Annotated in this window: 13 protein-coding genes, 1 other RNA gene and 1 pseudogene; 7 read left to right on the top strand and 8 right to left on the bottom strand. The window is 54.5% G+C overall.

Annotated elements, in window-relative coordinates:
- Positions 1–357, bottom strand: coding sequence for a hypothetical protein (locus AA74_RS0110585; protein WP_025912352.1), 357 nt, complete (start codon positions 355–357; stop codon positions 1–3).
- Positions 358–743: 386 nt separating this feature from the next.
- On the opposite strand from AA74_RS0110585, the pseudogene AA74_RS1000000122835 reads away from it, so the two are divergent.
- From AA74_RS1000000122835 to AA74_RS0110565, 3 genes and pseudogenes are all read left to right on the top strand, one after another.
- Positions 744–941: pseudogene (locus AA74_RS1000000122835) on the top strand (nucleotidyltransferase domain-containing protein); the annotation flags it as partial.
- Positions 942–1,099: 158 nt separating this feature from the next.
- Positions 1,100–1,876: an isocitrate lyase/phosphoenolpyruvate mutase family protein gene (locus AA74_RS0110570; protein ID WP_025912350.1), complete on the top strand. Its 777-nt coding sequence runs from the start codon at positions 1,100–1,102 to the stop codon at positions 1,874–1,876.
- A complete protein-coding gene (locus AA74_RS0110565) occupies positions 1,860–2,906 on the top strand; it encodes a bifunctional transcriptional activator/DNA repair enzyme AdaA (RefSeq protein WP_025912349.1) in 1,047 nt (348 codons plus the stop codon). The genes AA74_RS0110570 and AA74_RS0110565 overlap by 17 nt, the downstream gene beginning before the upstream one ends.
- A 141-nt stretch (positions 2,907–3,047) precedes the next feature.
- On the opposite strand, the gene ssrA is transcribed toward AA74_RS0110565, so the two are convergent.
- Both ssrA and smpB read right to left on the bottom strand, forming a co-directional pair.
- Positions 3,048–3,411: a transfer-messenger RNA gene (gene ssrA, locus AA74_RS1000000122830) on the bottom strand.
- Positions 3,412–3,500: 89 nt separating this feature from the next.
- The gene (gene smpB, locus AA74_RS0110560; RefSeq protein ID WP_008502505.1) at positions 3,501–3,983 is read right to left on the bottom strand and encodes an SsrA-binding protein SmpB; all 483 of its coding nucleotides are present in this window, start codon (positions 3,981–3,983) and stop codon (positions 3,501–3,503) included.
- A gap of 156 nt (positions 3,984–4,139) precedes the next feature.
- Here smpB and AA74_RS0110555 point away from each other — a divergent pair, with 156 nt between their 5' ends.
- Positions 4,140–4,577 carry a type II toxin-antitoxin system RatA family toxin gene (locus tag AA74_RS0110555; RefSeq protein ID WP_014832955.1) on the top strand — a complete coding sequence of 146 codons (438 nt, stop codon included), beginning with the start codon at positions 4,140–4,142 and terminating at the stop codon, positions 4,575–4,577.
- Complete coding sequence (locus tag AA74_RS0110550; RefSeq protein ID WP_025912348.1) at positions 4,567–4,854, top strand: RnfH family protein; 288 nt, start codon at positions 4,567–4,569, stop codon at positions 4,852–4,854. The genes AA74_RS0110555 and AA74_RS0110550 overlap by 11 nt, the downstream gene beginning before the upstream one ends.
- Before the next feature lie 108 nt (positions 4,855–4,962).
- Here the strand turns inward: AA74_RS0110550 and bamE are convergent, their stop codons facing one another.
- The 3 genes from bamE to nadK all read right to left on the bottom strand — a co-directional run bounded on the left by bamE (position 4,963) and on the right by nadK (position 8,065).
- The gene (bamE, locus tag AA74_RS0110545; RefSeq protein WP_008502502.1) at positions 4,963–5,301 is read right to left on the bottom strand and encodes an outer membrane protein assembly factor BamE; all 339 of its coding nucleotides are present in this window, start codon (positions 5,299–5,301) and stop codon (positions 4,963–4,965) included.
- Between the two features lie 138 nt (positions 5,302–5,439).
- Positions 5,440–7,101, bottom strand: a complete 1,662-nt coding sequence (gene recN, locus AA74_RS0110540; protein ID WP_023325902.1) for a DNA repair protein RecN — start codon at positions 7,099–7,101, stop codon at positions 5,440–5,442.
- 85 nt (positions 7,102–7,186) lie between these two features.
- Positions 7,187–8,065: an NAD(+) kinase gene (gene nadK, locus AA74_RS0110535; protein ID WP_008502500.1), complete on the bottom strand. Its 879-nt coding sequence runs from the start codon at positions 8,063–8,065 to the stop codon at positions 7,187–7,189.
- 122 nt (positions 8,066–8,187) lie between these two features.
- On the opposite strand from nadK, the gene grpE reads away from it, so the two are divergent.
- Positions 8,188–8,781 carry a nucleotide exchange factor GrpE gene (gene grpE / locus AA74_RS0110530; RefSeq protein ID WP_008502499.1) on the top strand — a complete coding sequence of 198 codons (594 nt, stop codon included), beginning with the start codon at positions 8,188–8,190 and terminating at the stop codon, positions 8,779–8,781.
- Positions 8,782–8,833: 52 nt separating this feature from the next.
- Here the strand turns inward: grpE and AA74_RS0110525 are convergent, their stop codons facing one another.
- Complete coding sequence (locus AA74_RS0110525; RefSeq protein WP_025759264.1) at positions 8,834–10,120, bottom strand: HlyC/CorC family transporter; 1,287 nt, start codon at positions 10,118–10,120, stop codon at positions 8,834–8,836.
- Between the two features lie 18 nt (positions 10,121–10,138).
- Positions 10,139–10,930, bottom strand: a complete 792-nt coding sequence (locus AA74_RS0110520; RefSeq protein ID WP_032623031.1) for an inner membrane protein YpjD — start codon at positions 10,928–10,930, stop codon at positions 10,139–10,141.
- 166 nt (positions 10,931–11,096) lie between these two features.
- On the opposite strand from AA74_RS0110520, the gene ffh reads away from it, so the two are divergent.
- On the top strand, positions 11,097–12,458 hold the full coding sequence (gene ffh / locus AA74_RS0110515) for a signal recognition particle protein (RefSeq protein ID WP_008502496.1): 1,362 nt from the start codon (positions 11,097–11,099) through the stop codon (positions 12,456–12,458).
- The last annotated feature ends 9 nt before the right edge of the window (positions 12,459–12,467 follow it).

Here is a 12,467-nt window from a genome sequence, read left to right as displayed (position 1 = left end):
TTACTCAGTGACTTTCTTTTCCAGCTCGCTGGCACCTTCTTTGGTTTTGTTCCAGCCATTCTCCGCGCCTTCTTTGGTGGCATCCCACCCTTTCTCGGTGCCTTCTTTGGTTTTATGCCAGACTTTCTGGGAATCTTCGCTGACCTTGCTGCCAAAGCTTTCGCTTTTACCTTCCGCAGCATGCTTCTGTTTCAGCTTCAGCTCTTCACCTTTGTTCTGCTCTTCGTGCAGTTTTTGCTTCGCCTCGTTGGCGTTTGCGTTCGCCGCCGCGACGGTATCGTCAGTTGCATGTGTGGTCGCAGCAAATACTGGGGAAGCCAGCAGAACGGCAGATAATGCGATAATTGTTTTTTTCATAATATCCTCATTTAACGTTATCGGTTATGAGCGTGATTCAGCATGGCACAGGCGAAACGGGATGGCTTTAGGAAAAAACTGTAATGAGATCAACATGCCCTGATGAGAGGTATTTAGCCTGAGGATTATCCAAAGGATAAAACTCCTATTTCCGCGAGGGCGGCGAGCGTCAGGAGAATGAATATTATGACGGTTATGGGTCTGTACATGATGGGGTTCCTTCCGGGTTGAGCGGCTATTCCGTAGCGCTGGGTAGGGGTGTTTTTTTATTCTCCATAGGGGGAGGGGCGGTGTCGTTGATGTTGGTCAAAGGGAGAGGGTAGCTTCTCAAACGAGAAGATGAATGAGCTCTGTCAGGGCTGGACGTAGTGATTGTGGTGGAATGATCGCAGATTCACTCCCTTCTCCCTGGCGGCTCGCTTGTTCATGGCGGGTTCGATCAATACTCCGATCTTGATTTTGTCGTTGTGGTAGACCCTCTCTACTATGACGAGATCATGGCTCAGCGTATTGTGTTCGCCGGAACACTGGGTCACCTGCTCCATGCTTTCACCGGGGAACATGTGGGAGAGCCTCGTCTGCTTAGCCATGCTGAAAGCCGGAGCCCGGGCCTGAAAGGTTTTGGTCTGTTCCGCCCCCCATGTTCAGACGACGTTTGCTAAAAAATGGTCGTCTGAATTTCGGTTGTGAGGTTCTTCCTGAGTGCTTAGATTCATTTTCAATCTATCGAGAGGATATGAATATGAACTTTGCAGAACGCCACTACCAGCACGAACCTCTTCTTATCGCCAACGTCTGGGATGCCGCCAGTGCTGTCGCAGCGCAAAAAGCAGGCTATCAGGTACTGGGAACGTCCAGCGCGGCAATCGCGTCCACACTGGGATATGAAGACGGGCAGGGAATGCCATTTGATGAGCTATTTTATATGGTCACCCGTATCCAGGCTGCCAGCAGCCTGCCATTGAGCGTTGACATGGAAGCAGGGTATGGTGATTCAGCCGAAGAGATAGCAGACAATCTGCGGCGCCTTGCTCAGACAGGCGTCGCAGGCGTTAACCTCGAAGACAGCCGAGTCATAAACGGGGTTCGTCAGCTTGACGATGCCTCTGATTTTTCCCGTAACCTGAGAACAGTATGCGATACGCTGAGAAGCGAAAATTACAGCCTGTTTCTGAACATCCGGACTGACACGTACCTGCTCGGGCATGAAGACGCGTTGCAGGGGACGATATTACGGGGTCAACGCTACAAAGCTGCAGGTGCTGACGGCCTTTTTGTTCCCTGCCTGACGTCAGAGAAAGACATCAGCCTCATTGCAGAGGCAACGGGATTGCCTTTGAATGTCATGTGTATGCCCGATCTTCCGCCATTCGACAGGCTGAAACGGGCAGGGGTAAGCCGCATTTCAATGGGCAATTTTGTTCATTCAGCGATGCAGTCAACGCTGACTGATGTCATGCATGCGATCCGATCTCGTCAGACGTTTGAAGGGCTTTTTGGTGATGAAAATAACCGATAAGAATTTATGCGATATCTGGTATCAGGCATTACTTGAACGTGCTTCAGACTACACTGGCGTGTTTTTTGTTGGCGTCAAAACCACGGGCGTATTCTGCATTTCGGTATGCCGGGCGCGAAAGCCCAAGCGCGAAAATGTCGAATTTTATAAAGATGCCAAATCTGCCCTGGCGGACGGCTTTCGCCCCTGTAAGGTCTGCAGACCTGCGGAAAATGCGCACAGCGCGCCATTATTCGTTGAGCAGGCGCTTGCGCTTGTCAGGCGCGATATCAAATCCCGTGTAGCAGACGCGGAGCTTCGTCAGCATGGCATCAGCCCGGAGCGGGTAAGGCGCTGGTTCCTGCAACATCACGGCATCACTTTTCAGGCTTTCCAGCGAATGCAGCGGGTGAACGTTGCCCTGCAGGAGCTGAAAAGTGGACGAGCGGCGACTGACGTTGCGCTGGACAATGGCTATGAATCCCTGAGCGGCTTTGGTTACACCTACAAGCGGCTTACTGGCGCAGCGCCGACTCAGGCAACCCAGGTTATTGTCATTCACCGGTTTACCACGACGCTTGGACCGATGTTTGTCTGCGCGACAGACCGGGGAGTCTGTCTGCTGGAGTTTACCGATCGCCGGATGTTAGAAACAGAATTTCGCGATATCCAGCGTTTATTTAACGCCAGAATCGTCACCGGCGAAAACAGCCATACCCGGCAGACAGTAAAAGAGATCGGCGAGTATTTTGCCGGAACGCGCCGACAGTTTGATCTGGCTTTAGATGCTCCGGGCAGTGATTTTCAACAATCCGTCTGGCATGCGTTGCGTGCTGTTCCCTATGGACAGACCTCACACTATCAGGCCATTGCACTACGGCTTAATAAGCCAAATGCTGTGCGCGCCGTCGCTGCCGCTAACGGTGCCAACCGGATTGCGATTGTCATCCCCTGTCACAGGATAATTGGAAAAGATGGGGCGATGACAGGTTACGGAGGGGGGATTTCACGCAAAGAATGGCTCATTGAGCATGAGAGAAATAATGTTTAATGGCGTGATGTTTCTGTGTCGCCGGGAAAATTTACGGACTTCGCGGGACATGTTGAGGGTACAAAAAAGCCCGCAGTGCTTGCGCCGTGCGGGCTTTCAGGACTTCATCAGTCGACTCTGGTGATCGCCGATGGAGAATTTTGGTGGAGCTGGCGGGAGTTGAACCCGCGTCCGAAATTTCTACATCCTCGGTACTACATGCTTAGTTTGTCTTTACATTCGCACGCCAGCTGCGGACAGACACGCCACTAACGAACTAGCCTGATTAGTTTTAACGCTTCAACCCCAGGCAGGGCTTCCACGCGATCTCTTTTGGGTTTGACCTCTCTTTGATCCCCGTCTTAAGAGCGGAAGCTAGGGAGAGAGGGCTCAGAGCAGGTTATTAAGCTGCTAAAGCGTAGTTTTCGTCGTTTGCGACTATTTTTTTGCGGCTTTTAACGAGGCAAACCGCCCCTCGGCATGCACCTTGGGTTTCGCAAATCCCGTCGAATCCAGAATCAGCCCCAATAGTGTTGAACTGAGTATACCAGATTTCACTTCCTGGATACCAGCCCGGAACGCTAACTTATTGAATAGTACAATAAGTGTGCAGAATCAACGTCCTGCGTTTTTCATAATGCGCGCTTTGTCCAACTGCCACTCGCGCTCTTTCAGGTCAGTACGTTTGTCGTGCTGTTTTTTACCCTTCGCGACGCCAACTTTCACTTTGCACCAGGCGTTTTTCCAGTACAGCGACAGGGCGACCACGGTGAAACCTTCACGGTTGATGCGTCCGTAGAGGGATTCCAGTTCACGCTTGTTTAGCAGCAGTTTACGCGTGCGCGTTGGGTCACACACGTAGTGTGAAGAGGCGACGGTCAGCGGCGTAAAGTTTGCGCCGAACAGGAAGGCTTCGCCATCTTTCAGGATCACGTAGCTATCGCCGATGTTGGCTTTCCCGGCGCGCAGCGATTTTACTTCCCAGCCCTGCAACGCAAGGCCAGCTTCGAATTCTTCTTCAATGAAATACTCGTGGCGAGCACGCTTGTTGAGCGCAATGGTCGCCGAGCCTGGTTTATGTGCTTTTTTCTTCGTCATAAGTGTCGTAAAGCCGTCGGTAATCTGATTTCAAAAAGTCACCTCATTGCGTCCTGTGAGGTCTAACGCGCTATCTTAGCACGAGATGAGGCTTAGCGTTTTTTTAACAGGTGATAAATGTTATTATTTGTCCGTTGTGTGACCATGGGAAATGCTATGCCTCAGATTAGCCGTACTGCGCTTGTGCCTTACAGCGCGGAACAAATGTATCAGTTAGTGAACGATGTTCAGTCTTATCCAGAATTTATTCCGGGATGCACCGGGAGCCGCGTTCTGGAATCCGGCCCGACGCAGATGACCGCGGCGGTGGATGTCTCCAAAGCGGGGATCAGCAAGACGTTCACCACCCGCAATACGCTGACGAGCAATCAGAGCATTTTGATGCATCTGGTGGATGGTCCGTTCAAGACCCTGATGGGAGGCTGGAAGTTTACGCCGCTGAGCGCTGACGCCTGCCGCATTGAGTTCCATCTGGATTTCGAGTTTACCAATAAGCTGATTGAGCTGGCGTTTGGCCGCATCTTTAAAGAGCTGGCATCGAATATGGTTCAGGCGTTCACCACCCGCGCCAAAGAGGTTTACAGTGTCGCATAAGATTGCTGTAGAAGTGGTTTATGCGTTGCCGGAGAAGCAGTATCTGCAGCGCGTGACGCTGGAAGAGGGGGCGACCGTTGAGGAGGCCATCCGTGCTTCCGGCATCCTCGAGCTTCGCAGCGATATCGACCTGGCGAAGAACAAGGTCGGGATTTTTAGCCGTCCGGTGAAGCTGGGCGATGTGCTGAAAGAGGGCGACCGGGTGGAGATTTATCGTCCGCTGATTGCCGACCCGAAAGAGCTGCGTCGCCAACGCGCGGAGAAGGCCAGTAAGTAGCGCTTTCTTCCCCGGTGGCGCTGCGCTTACCGGGGCTACGATTCTTCGTAAGAACTCAGATACAAAAAAGGTGCTCAATGAGCACCTTTTTGCATTTCTGACACCGGATTATTTAGTCAGGGCAGGCTTGTTGTCGATGTTGGTCAACACACCGGCGCTGCTGAAGGTCAGCGTCAGGGTCTGCTGGGTCGCATCTTCATGGCCCGGCTTCTGACGGAATACATAGAACCAGGTGTTAGTGCCGAACGGATCGGACATCATCGGGGTTCCCAGTGCATAAGCGACCTGCTGTTGTGTCATCCCCACGCGGATTTTGGACACATCGTTAGGGGTAAGGTAGTTCCCCTGGTTGATGTCAGGACGGTAAACCACTTTCTCCAGAGTGGAACAGCCTGCGGTCAACATCAGAAGAACCGCTGCGGCAGCGGTCAGCATTTTACAACGCATAGTGATTTGATTCCTTTTCGGGCCCGAGCAGAACGCGGCTCATATGTAATATGCCGATGATAATAGACCTTGCCCCACTTTGAAACCGGTCTGGCGGCGTTTTTGTTGTTCTGTATGACCCTGAGATCCCGAAAAAGTTTATGCCGCCAGCAGTTCTTTCGCGTTCGCGAGCGTGTTACGCGTGACTTCGCTGCCGCCGAGCAGGCGTGCCAGCTCCTGCAGACGCGCACGTTTATCCAGCGGCTTCATGTGCGTTTCGGTCATTTCGCCGTCGGTTTCTTTGCTGACAATAAAGTGATGATGACCGCAGCCCGCGACCTGTGGCAGGTGGGTGACACACATCACCTGCGTGGATTCGCCGAGCTGGCGCAGCAGTTTACCCACCACCGCCGCCGTCGGGCCGCTGATGCCGACATCCACTTCATCGAAAATCAGCGCCGGGGTGTCCATTTTACGCGCGGTGATCACCTGAATCGCCAGCGCAATACGCGACAGTTCACCGCCTGAGGCCACTTTGGAGATCGCCTGCAGCGGCTGCCCCGGGTTGGTGGTGACGCGGAATTCGATGCGATCCGCACCTTCCGCCGTCAGGTGGTTCTCTTCAAAGCGAACGTCAATGGTGAAGACGCCGTGCGGCATCGCCAGCGTGTGCATGCTGTCGGTAATGTGCTGGCTTAACTCCTGAGCATAGTGCTGACGAATTTCATGCAGCTTTTGCGCTGTCGCCAGCGCCTGTTCATGGTGCAGGCTCACCGCCAGAGAGAGGGTCTCCTGCGAGTCAGCCTGATCGTCAAGCTGCTGTTGCTCGTCCAGCAGAGACTGATAGTAGCCCGGCAGCTCTTCCGGCGTAACGTGGTGCTTGCGTGCCAGCGAGATCTGACGGGAGATACGCTGCTCCAGCTCAAAAAGACGGTTCGGGTCGAGATCCAGACGCTCACAGTAGTGGCGAAGTTCGTCACCGGCTTCAGAGATCTGAATGGCCGCCTCTTCCAGCATATCCAGGACGCCAGACAGTTTGCTGTCCATGCCGACCAGTTCGGTAAGCAGCTGACGGACGTTATACAGCTGGCTCTGAAGGTTAACGTCTTCGCCATCCGCCAGCAGGTTGAGCGCATTCTGGCTGGTTGAGAGCAAGTGACCGCTGTTCGCCAGGCGCTTGTACTCTTCGTCGATTTGCTCAAACTCACCCGGCTGCGGGTTGAATTCGTTCAGCTCTTTGAGCTGGTATTCCAGCAGCTCCGCACGGGCGGCGCGCTCCTGGCTTTGCTGCTGGTGTTGAGCGAGCTCGCGGCAGCTCTGATGCCACTGGCGATAGTGCTCTGCCATAAGCTGAGTAAGCGCGTACTCACCCGCATAACCATCCAGCAGCGCTTTCTGCTGTTCGGGTTTAACGAGTTGCTGATGCGCGTGCTGACCGTGGATCTGGATAAGCAACTGGCCGAGTTCACGGAGCTGGGAGAGCGGGACCGCCGTGCCGTTGATAAAGCCGCGTGAGCGACCGTCGCTGCTAATAACGCGGCGAAGTAAACACTCACGTCCATCTTCAAGCTGGTTCTGTTCCAGCCAGCGCTGGGCGGCAGGGGTGTCTTTCAGGGAGAAACGGGCGCACAGGTCGGCACGGTTTGCGCCCATGCGCACCATGTCGCCCTCAGCGCGGCCGCCAAGGCACAAGCCGAGGGCATCAATGGCAATGGATTTACCCGCACCGGTTTCCCCGGTGATCGCCGTCATGCCGCTGTGGAAATCGATCTCAAGCTCACGAACAATGGCAAAGTTGCTGATGGTCAGTTGTGCCAGCATAATTGTTTTCCTGTATGAAAAACCATAACTGTGTTTTCATACAGTATAAACTGGTTTTTTATACAGTAAAGTACTGGATGCAAAATCAGAACAATTTTTTTGACCAGCCAAGCTTCGAGCTTAATGTGTTGAAATAGCTGTAATCTTTTGGATGTATTAAATTCAGGTGGTAATCACACCGGCGAATAAGCACATCTTCACCTTCCTGGATAGGCAGCGCTATCTGGCTGTCGCAGCTGATCTCCAGGTCGTTACGGCGGTGCGAGAAGCGCAGACGGATCGTGCTGTCGCCGTTGATCACCAGCGGGCGGGCGGAGAGCGTGTGCGGGAACATCGGTACCAGGGTAATGGCATCCAATGAGGGCGTCAGGATCGGGCCGCCGGCAGAAAGCGAGTAGGCGGTTGAGCCGGTCGGGGTGGAGATAATCAGCCCGTCAGAACGCTGGGAGAAGGCAAAGATCTCGTCGATATAGACTTCGAACTCGATCATGTGCGCCACTTTGCCAGGGTGAAGGACAACCTCGTTAATGGCGGTGCTGATGCGTTTCTGGCAGTCCTGCTGGCACACCTGCGCTTCCAGTAAAAAGCGTTTTTCACTGATATAGTGGCCTTCCAGCACGTCGGCCAGCTGCTGCTGCGCATTGTCCGGGTCGAGGTCTGTTAAAAAACCGAGATTGCCACGGTTGATACCGATGACCTTAATGTCATAACGCGCCAGCGTGCGGGCTGCGCCGAGCATGTTGCCGTCGCCGCCCACCACCACGGCGAGATCGGCCTGCTGGCCAATCTCTGCCAGCGTGCCGGTTTTGACGCTCTTCAGCTGCAGTTCCTGGGCAATCTGCTGCTCGACCATCACTTCATAGCCTTTGCTACACAACCAGCGATACAACATTTCATGTGTCGTTAGTGCGGTAGGGTGACGCGGATGCCCGACGATCCCAATACACCTGAAATGATTATTCATTTTCTGGAGGTCCTTGTGCCTGATGAATGATGACAATCTGTCTTGTTCCCTTGAATCCCGGAAACTGATCCCCATAATAAGCGAAGTTAGCGAGATGAATGCAGAAAAACGCGGAGAAATTCATGAGTAGTAAAGAACAGAAAACGCCTGAGGGGCAAGCCCCTGAAGAAATTATCACGGAACAGCACGATGAAGTTGAGGCTGTAGAGCCAGACGCATCTGCTGAGCAGGTGGACCCGCGCGATGAAAAAATTGCGAATCTGGAAGCCCAGCTGGTAGAAGCACAGAATCGCGAACGCGACAGTGTTCTGCGCATCAAGGCGGAAATGGAAAACCTGCGTCGTCGTACCGAGCAGGACGTTGAGAAGGCGCACAAGTTCGCGCTGGAGAAATTCGTCAACGAACTGCTGCCGGTGATCGATAGCCTCGATCGTGCGCTGGAAGTGGCTGACAAAGCGAATCCGGACAACGCGGCGATGATCGAAGGTATCGAACTGACGCTGAAATCCATGCTCGACGTGGTGCGTAAGTTTGGCGTGGAAGTGATTGCCGATACCGACGTTCCGCTGGATCCAAACGTTCATCAGGCGATTGCGATGGTTGAATCTGAAGAGATTGAAGCCGGTAAAGTGCTGGGCGTGATGCAGAAAGGTTACACCCTGAACGGCCGTACCATCCGCGCTGCGATGGTGACCGTGGCGAAAGCGAAAGCGTAATTCGCTATCCGTAGTGCCGGGTAGCGACGTTCGCCTTACCCGGCCTACAACCTTACTCCGCGATACTTTCGCGCAGGGGTTTAACGGGCAGGACTTTCACCTGCTTGATCATATTGTCCTGCACGTCCAGGATATCAATATCGTACTGCTCAATGCGCACCCGCGTGCCCGCGGCCGGGATCTCTTCCAGCGCTTCCAGAATCATTCCGTTAATGGTGCGAGCCTCATCCTCCGGCAAATGCCAGTTAAAGGCTTTGTTGAGTTCACGAATGTTTGCGCTACCGTCAATCAGCACCGAGCCGTCGTTTTGCGGGGTGACCTCTTCCGCGAGGGAAGGCGACATTGAGGTGGTAAAGTCCCCGACAATCTCTTCCAGAATATCTTCGACCGTCACCAGCCCCTGGATATCGCCGTACTCATTGACCACCAGGCCGACTTTCTTCTTGTTGCGCTGGAATTTCACCAGCTGCGTGCTGAGCGGCGTTCCTTCCGGCACGTAGTAAATCTCGTCGGCGGCGCGCAGCATCACCTCTTTGGTGAACTCTTTTTTCTCGGTCATCAGACGGTAGGCTTCGCGCACGCGCAGCATGCTGATGGCGTCATCCAGCGAGTCGCGGTACAGCACAATGCGCCCGTGCGGGGAGTGCGTCAGCTGGCGAACGATGGCTTTCCAGTCGTCATTGATGTCGATACCGACGATTTCGTTACGCGGCACCATGATGTCGTTCACGCTCACCTTTTCCAGATCGAGCACCGACAGGAGCATGTCCTGATTACGTCGGGAGATCTGCGAGCGGGATTCGTTCACGATGGTGCGAAGCTCCTCTTTGCTGAGCGCGCTGCTGATGGTGACGTCGGCTTTGATTCCCACCATCCGCATCAGAACGCGCGTCACCATGTTCAGCAGCCAGACCAGCGGCATCATCAGGATCTGCAGCGGTGCCAGCAGGAAGCTGCTCGGGTAGGCGACCTTCTCCGGGTAAAGCGCGGCGATGGTTTTCGGCAGCACTTCGGCAAACACCAGCACCACGAACGTCAGCACGCCGGTGGCAATCGCCACCCCGGCGTTGCCGTACAGGCGCATCCCGACGATGGTGCCGAGGGCAGAGGCCAGAATGTTGACGAGGTTGTTGCCGATGAGCACCAGGCTAATCAGGCGATCCGGCTTGCGGAGCAGTTTTTCAACGCGACGGGCGGCGCGGTTACCCTGTTTAGCACGATGACGTAACCGGTAGCGGTTCAGGGTCATCATGCCGGTTTCCGAGCCGGAGAAATAGGCGGAGATGACCACCATGACGATCAGGATAACGATCAGCGTGGTGGTTGAGATGTGTTCCAGGGGGAACTCCTTTGTTTCTTAGCCAGCAAATTGCTGTATGAAGCGGCTGCCAAAATAGGCAAGGGTGAGAATGCCCGCACCCGCGACGTTGAACCAGACCACGCGACGACCGCGCCAGCCTTCATGATAATGGCCCCATAACAGGACAATATAGACAAACCACGCGATGATGGAGAGCACCGCTTTATCGATATTCTCCACGCTGAACAGGTTCTTCATGTAAAACAGCCCGGTGCAGAGCGTGAGCGTCAGCAGCACCACGCCCACCTGGGTGATGTGGAACATCTTACGCTCAATCACCATCAGCGGCGGCATTTCATGGTTAAACGCCAGTTTTTTGTTTTTCAGCTGGTAGTCAATCCAGGCGAGCTGCATGGCATAAAGCGCGGCGATGATCAGCGTCGCGTAGGCAAAGAGCGACAGGCCGATATGCACCAGCATCCCCGGTGTCGCCTCCAGATGCGTAATGAACTCATTAGGCATAAAGGTGGCGAGGGCCAGATTGATCAGCGCGAAGGTGTAGACAATCGGCAGCAGCAGCCAGCCGCGATTTTTAGACGCGACGATGGTCATTACCGTACAGATCATCAGGCTGACCAGCGAGCCGACGTTCAGCACGCTCAGGTTTTGCACGCTGCCGTCGCCGGGGATAATGCGTGATTCCAGCGCAAAGGCGTGGCTAATCAGTGCGATCACCGCCGAAAGAATAGCCATGCGCCGCCAGCCGCTGTTTTTTTGCAGCAGTCCGGGAATAATCAGCGCGAGGCTGACAGAGTAGGCAACAAGGGCGATCAGTGCGAAAACAGGCATATAGGCATCGACAGTTGTCTTAATAAGAAAGAGAAGCAGTATAACGTTACGTGACGCCTGCTCCAACCGTTGCATAACAACAAAGGCGCCTTCATGTTATACTCCGGCAAAATTCTGTGTATGTGTCGCTCATGGCGGCCCAACGTTTCTACTCAGGCGAGAGACAATGTTTGATAATTTAACCGATCGTTTGTCGCGCACGCTGCGCAACATCAGCGGCCGCGGACGCCTTACTGAAGACAACATCAAGGAAACGCTGCGCGAAGTGCGCATGGCGCTGCTGGAAGCAGACGTCGCGTTGCCGGTTGTTCGTGATTTTATCAACCGCGTGAAAGAGAAGGCGGTTGGTCATGAAGTTAACAAGAGCCTGACCCCGGGTCAGGAGTTCGTCAAAATCGTTCGTAATGAACTGGTTTCGGCGATGGGCGAAGAGAACCAGGTGCTTAACCTGGCCGCTCAGCCACCGGCCGTGGTGCTGATGGCGGGCCTGCAGGGTGCGGGTAAAACCACCAGCGTCGGTAAGCTGGGTAAGTTCCTGCGCGAAAAGCACAAGAAGAAAGTGCTGGTGGTCTCTGCGGACGTCTATCGCCCGGCGGCGATCAAGCAGCTGGAGACCCTGGCAGAGCAGGTCGGCGTGGATTTCTTCCCGTCCGACGTGGCGCAGAAGCCTGTCGACATCGTTAACGCCGCGCTGAAAGAGGCGAAGCTGAAATTCTACGACGTGCTGCTGGTGGATACCGCCGGTCGTCTGCACGTTGACGAAGCGATGATGGACGAGATCAAGCAGGTGCATGCCTCTATCAACCCGGTAGAGACCCTGTTTGTCGTCGACGCCATGACCGGTCAGGATGCGGCGAATACCGCGAAAGCGTTTAACGAAGCGCTGCCGTTAACCGGCGTGGTGCTGACTAAAGTGGACGGTGACGCCCGCGGCGGTGCGGCCCTCTCGATTCGTCACATCACCGGTAAGCCGATCAAATTCCTCGGCGTGGGCGAAAAAACCGAAGCGCTGGAGCCGTTCCACCCGGATCGTATTGCCTCTCGTATTCTCGGCATGGGCGACGTGCTGTCGCTGATCGAAGATATCGAGAGCAAGGTTGACCGCGCGCAGGCCGAGAAGCTGGCCAGCAAGCTGAAAAAAGGCGACGGTTTCGATCTCACCGACTTCCTTGAGCAGCTGCGTCAGATGAAAAACATGGGCGGCATGGCCAGCCTGATGGGCAAACTGCCGGGCATGGGCCAGATCCCTGACAACGTGAAAGCGCAGATGGATGACAAGGTGCTGGTGCGTATGGAGGCGATCATCAACTCGATGACGCTGAAAGAGCGCGCTAACCCCGACATCATCAAAGGTTCCCGTAAACGCCGTATCGCAGCCGGTTGCGGCATGCAGGTGCAGGACGTTAACCGCCTTCTGAAACAGTTCGACGACATGCAGCGCATGATGAAGAAAATGAAGAAAGGCGGCATGGCGAAGATGATGCGCGGCATGAAAGGGATGATGCCTCCCGGTTTTCCTGGGCGTTAATCGCTTTTG

This window comes from Enterobacter sp. 5-4 (assembly GCF_000612205.1).
Classification (GTDB): Bacteria; Pseudomonadota; Gammaproteobacteria; order Enterobacterales; family Enterobacteriaceae; genus Enterobacter; species Enterobacter roggenkampii.
The sequence above is the reverse complement of the archived record's forward strand: the minus strand, read 5'-3'. Positions and strand labels throughout refer to the sequence as shown.

Excerpts from the sequence above, each read along its gene's own strand:
- AA74_RS0110585 (WP_025912352.1), bottom strand. The coding sequence starts at position 357 with ATGAAAAAAACAATTATCGCATTATCTGCCGTTCTGCTGGCTTCCCCA.
- AA74_RS0110570 (WP_025912350.1), top strand. The coding sequence starts at position 1,100 with ATGAACTTTGCAGAACGCCACTACCAGCACGAACCTCTTCTTATCGCC.
- AA74_RS0110565 (WP_025912349.1), top strand. The coding sequence starts at position 1,860 with ATGAAAATAACCGATAAGAATTTATGCGATATCTGGTATCAGGCATTA.
- smpB (WP_008502505.1), bottom strand. The coding sequence starts at position 3,983 with ATGACGAAGAAAAAAGCACATAAACCAGGCTCGGCGACCATTGCGCTC.
- AA74_RS0110555 (WP_014832955.1), top strand. The coding sequence starts at position 4,140 with ATGCCTCAGATTAGCCGTACTGCGCTTGTGCCTTACAGCGCGGAACAA.
- bamE (WP_008502502.1), bottom strand. The coding sequence starts at position 5,301 with ATGCGTTGTAAAATGCTGACCGCTGCCGCAGCGGTTCTTCTGATGTTG.
- recN (WP_023325902.1), bottom strand. The coding sequence starts at position 7,101 with ATGCTGGCACAACTGACCATCAGCAACTTTGCCATTGTTCGTGAGCTT.
- nadK (WP_008502500.1), bottom strand. The coding sequence starts at position 8,065 with ATGAATAATCATTTCAGGTGTATTGGGATCGTCGGGCATCCGCGTCAC.
- grpE (WP_008502499.1), top strand. The coding sequence starts at position 8,188 with ATGAGTAGTAAAGAACAGAAAACGCCTGAGGGGCAAGCCCCTGAAGAA.
- AA74_RS0110520 (WP_032623031.1), bottom strand. The coding sequence starts at position 10,930 with ATGCCTGTTTTCGCACTGATCGCCCTTGTTGCCTACTCTGTCAGCCTC.
- ffh (WP_008502496.1), top strand. The coding sequence starts at position 11,097 with ATGTTTGATAATTTAACCGATCGTTTGTCGCGCACGCTGCGCAACATC.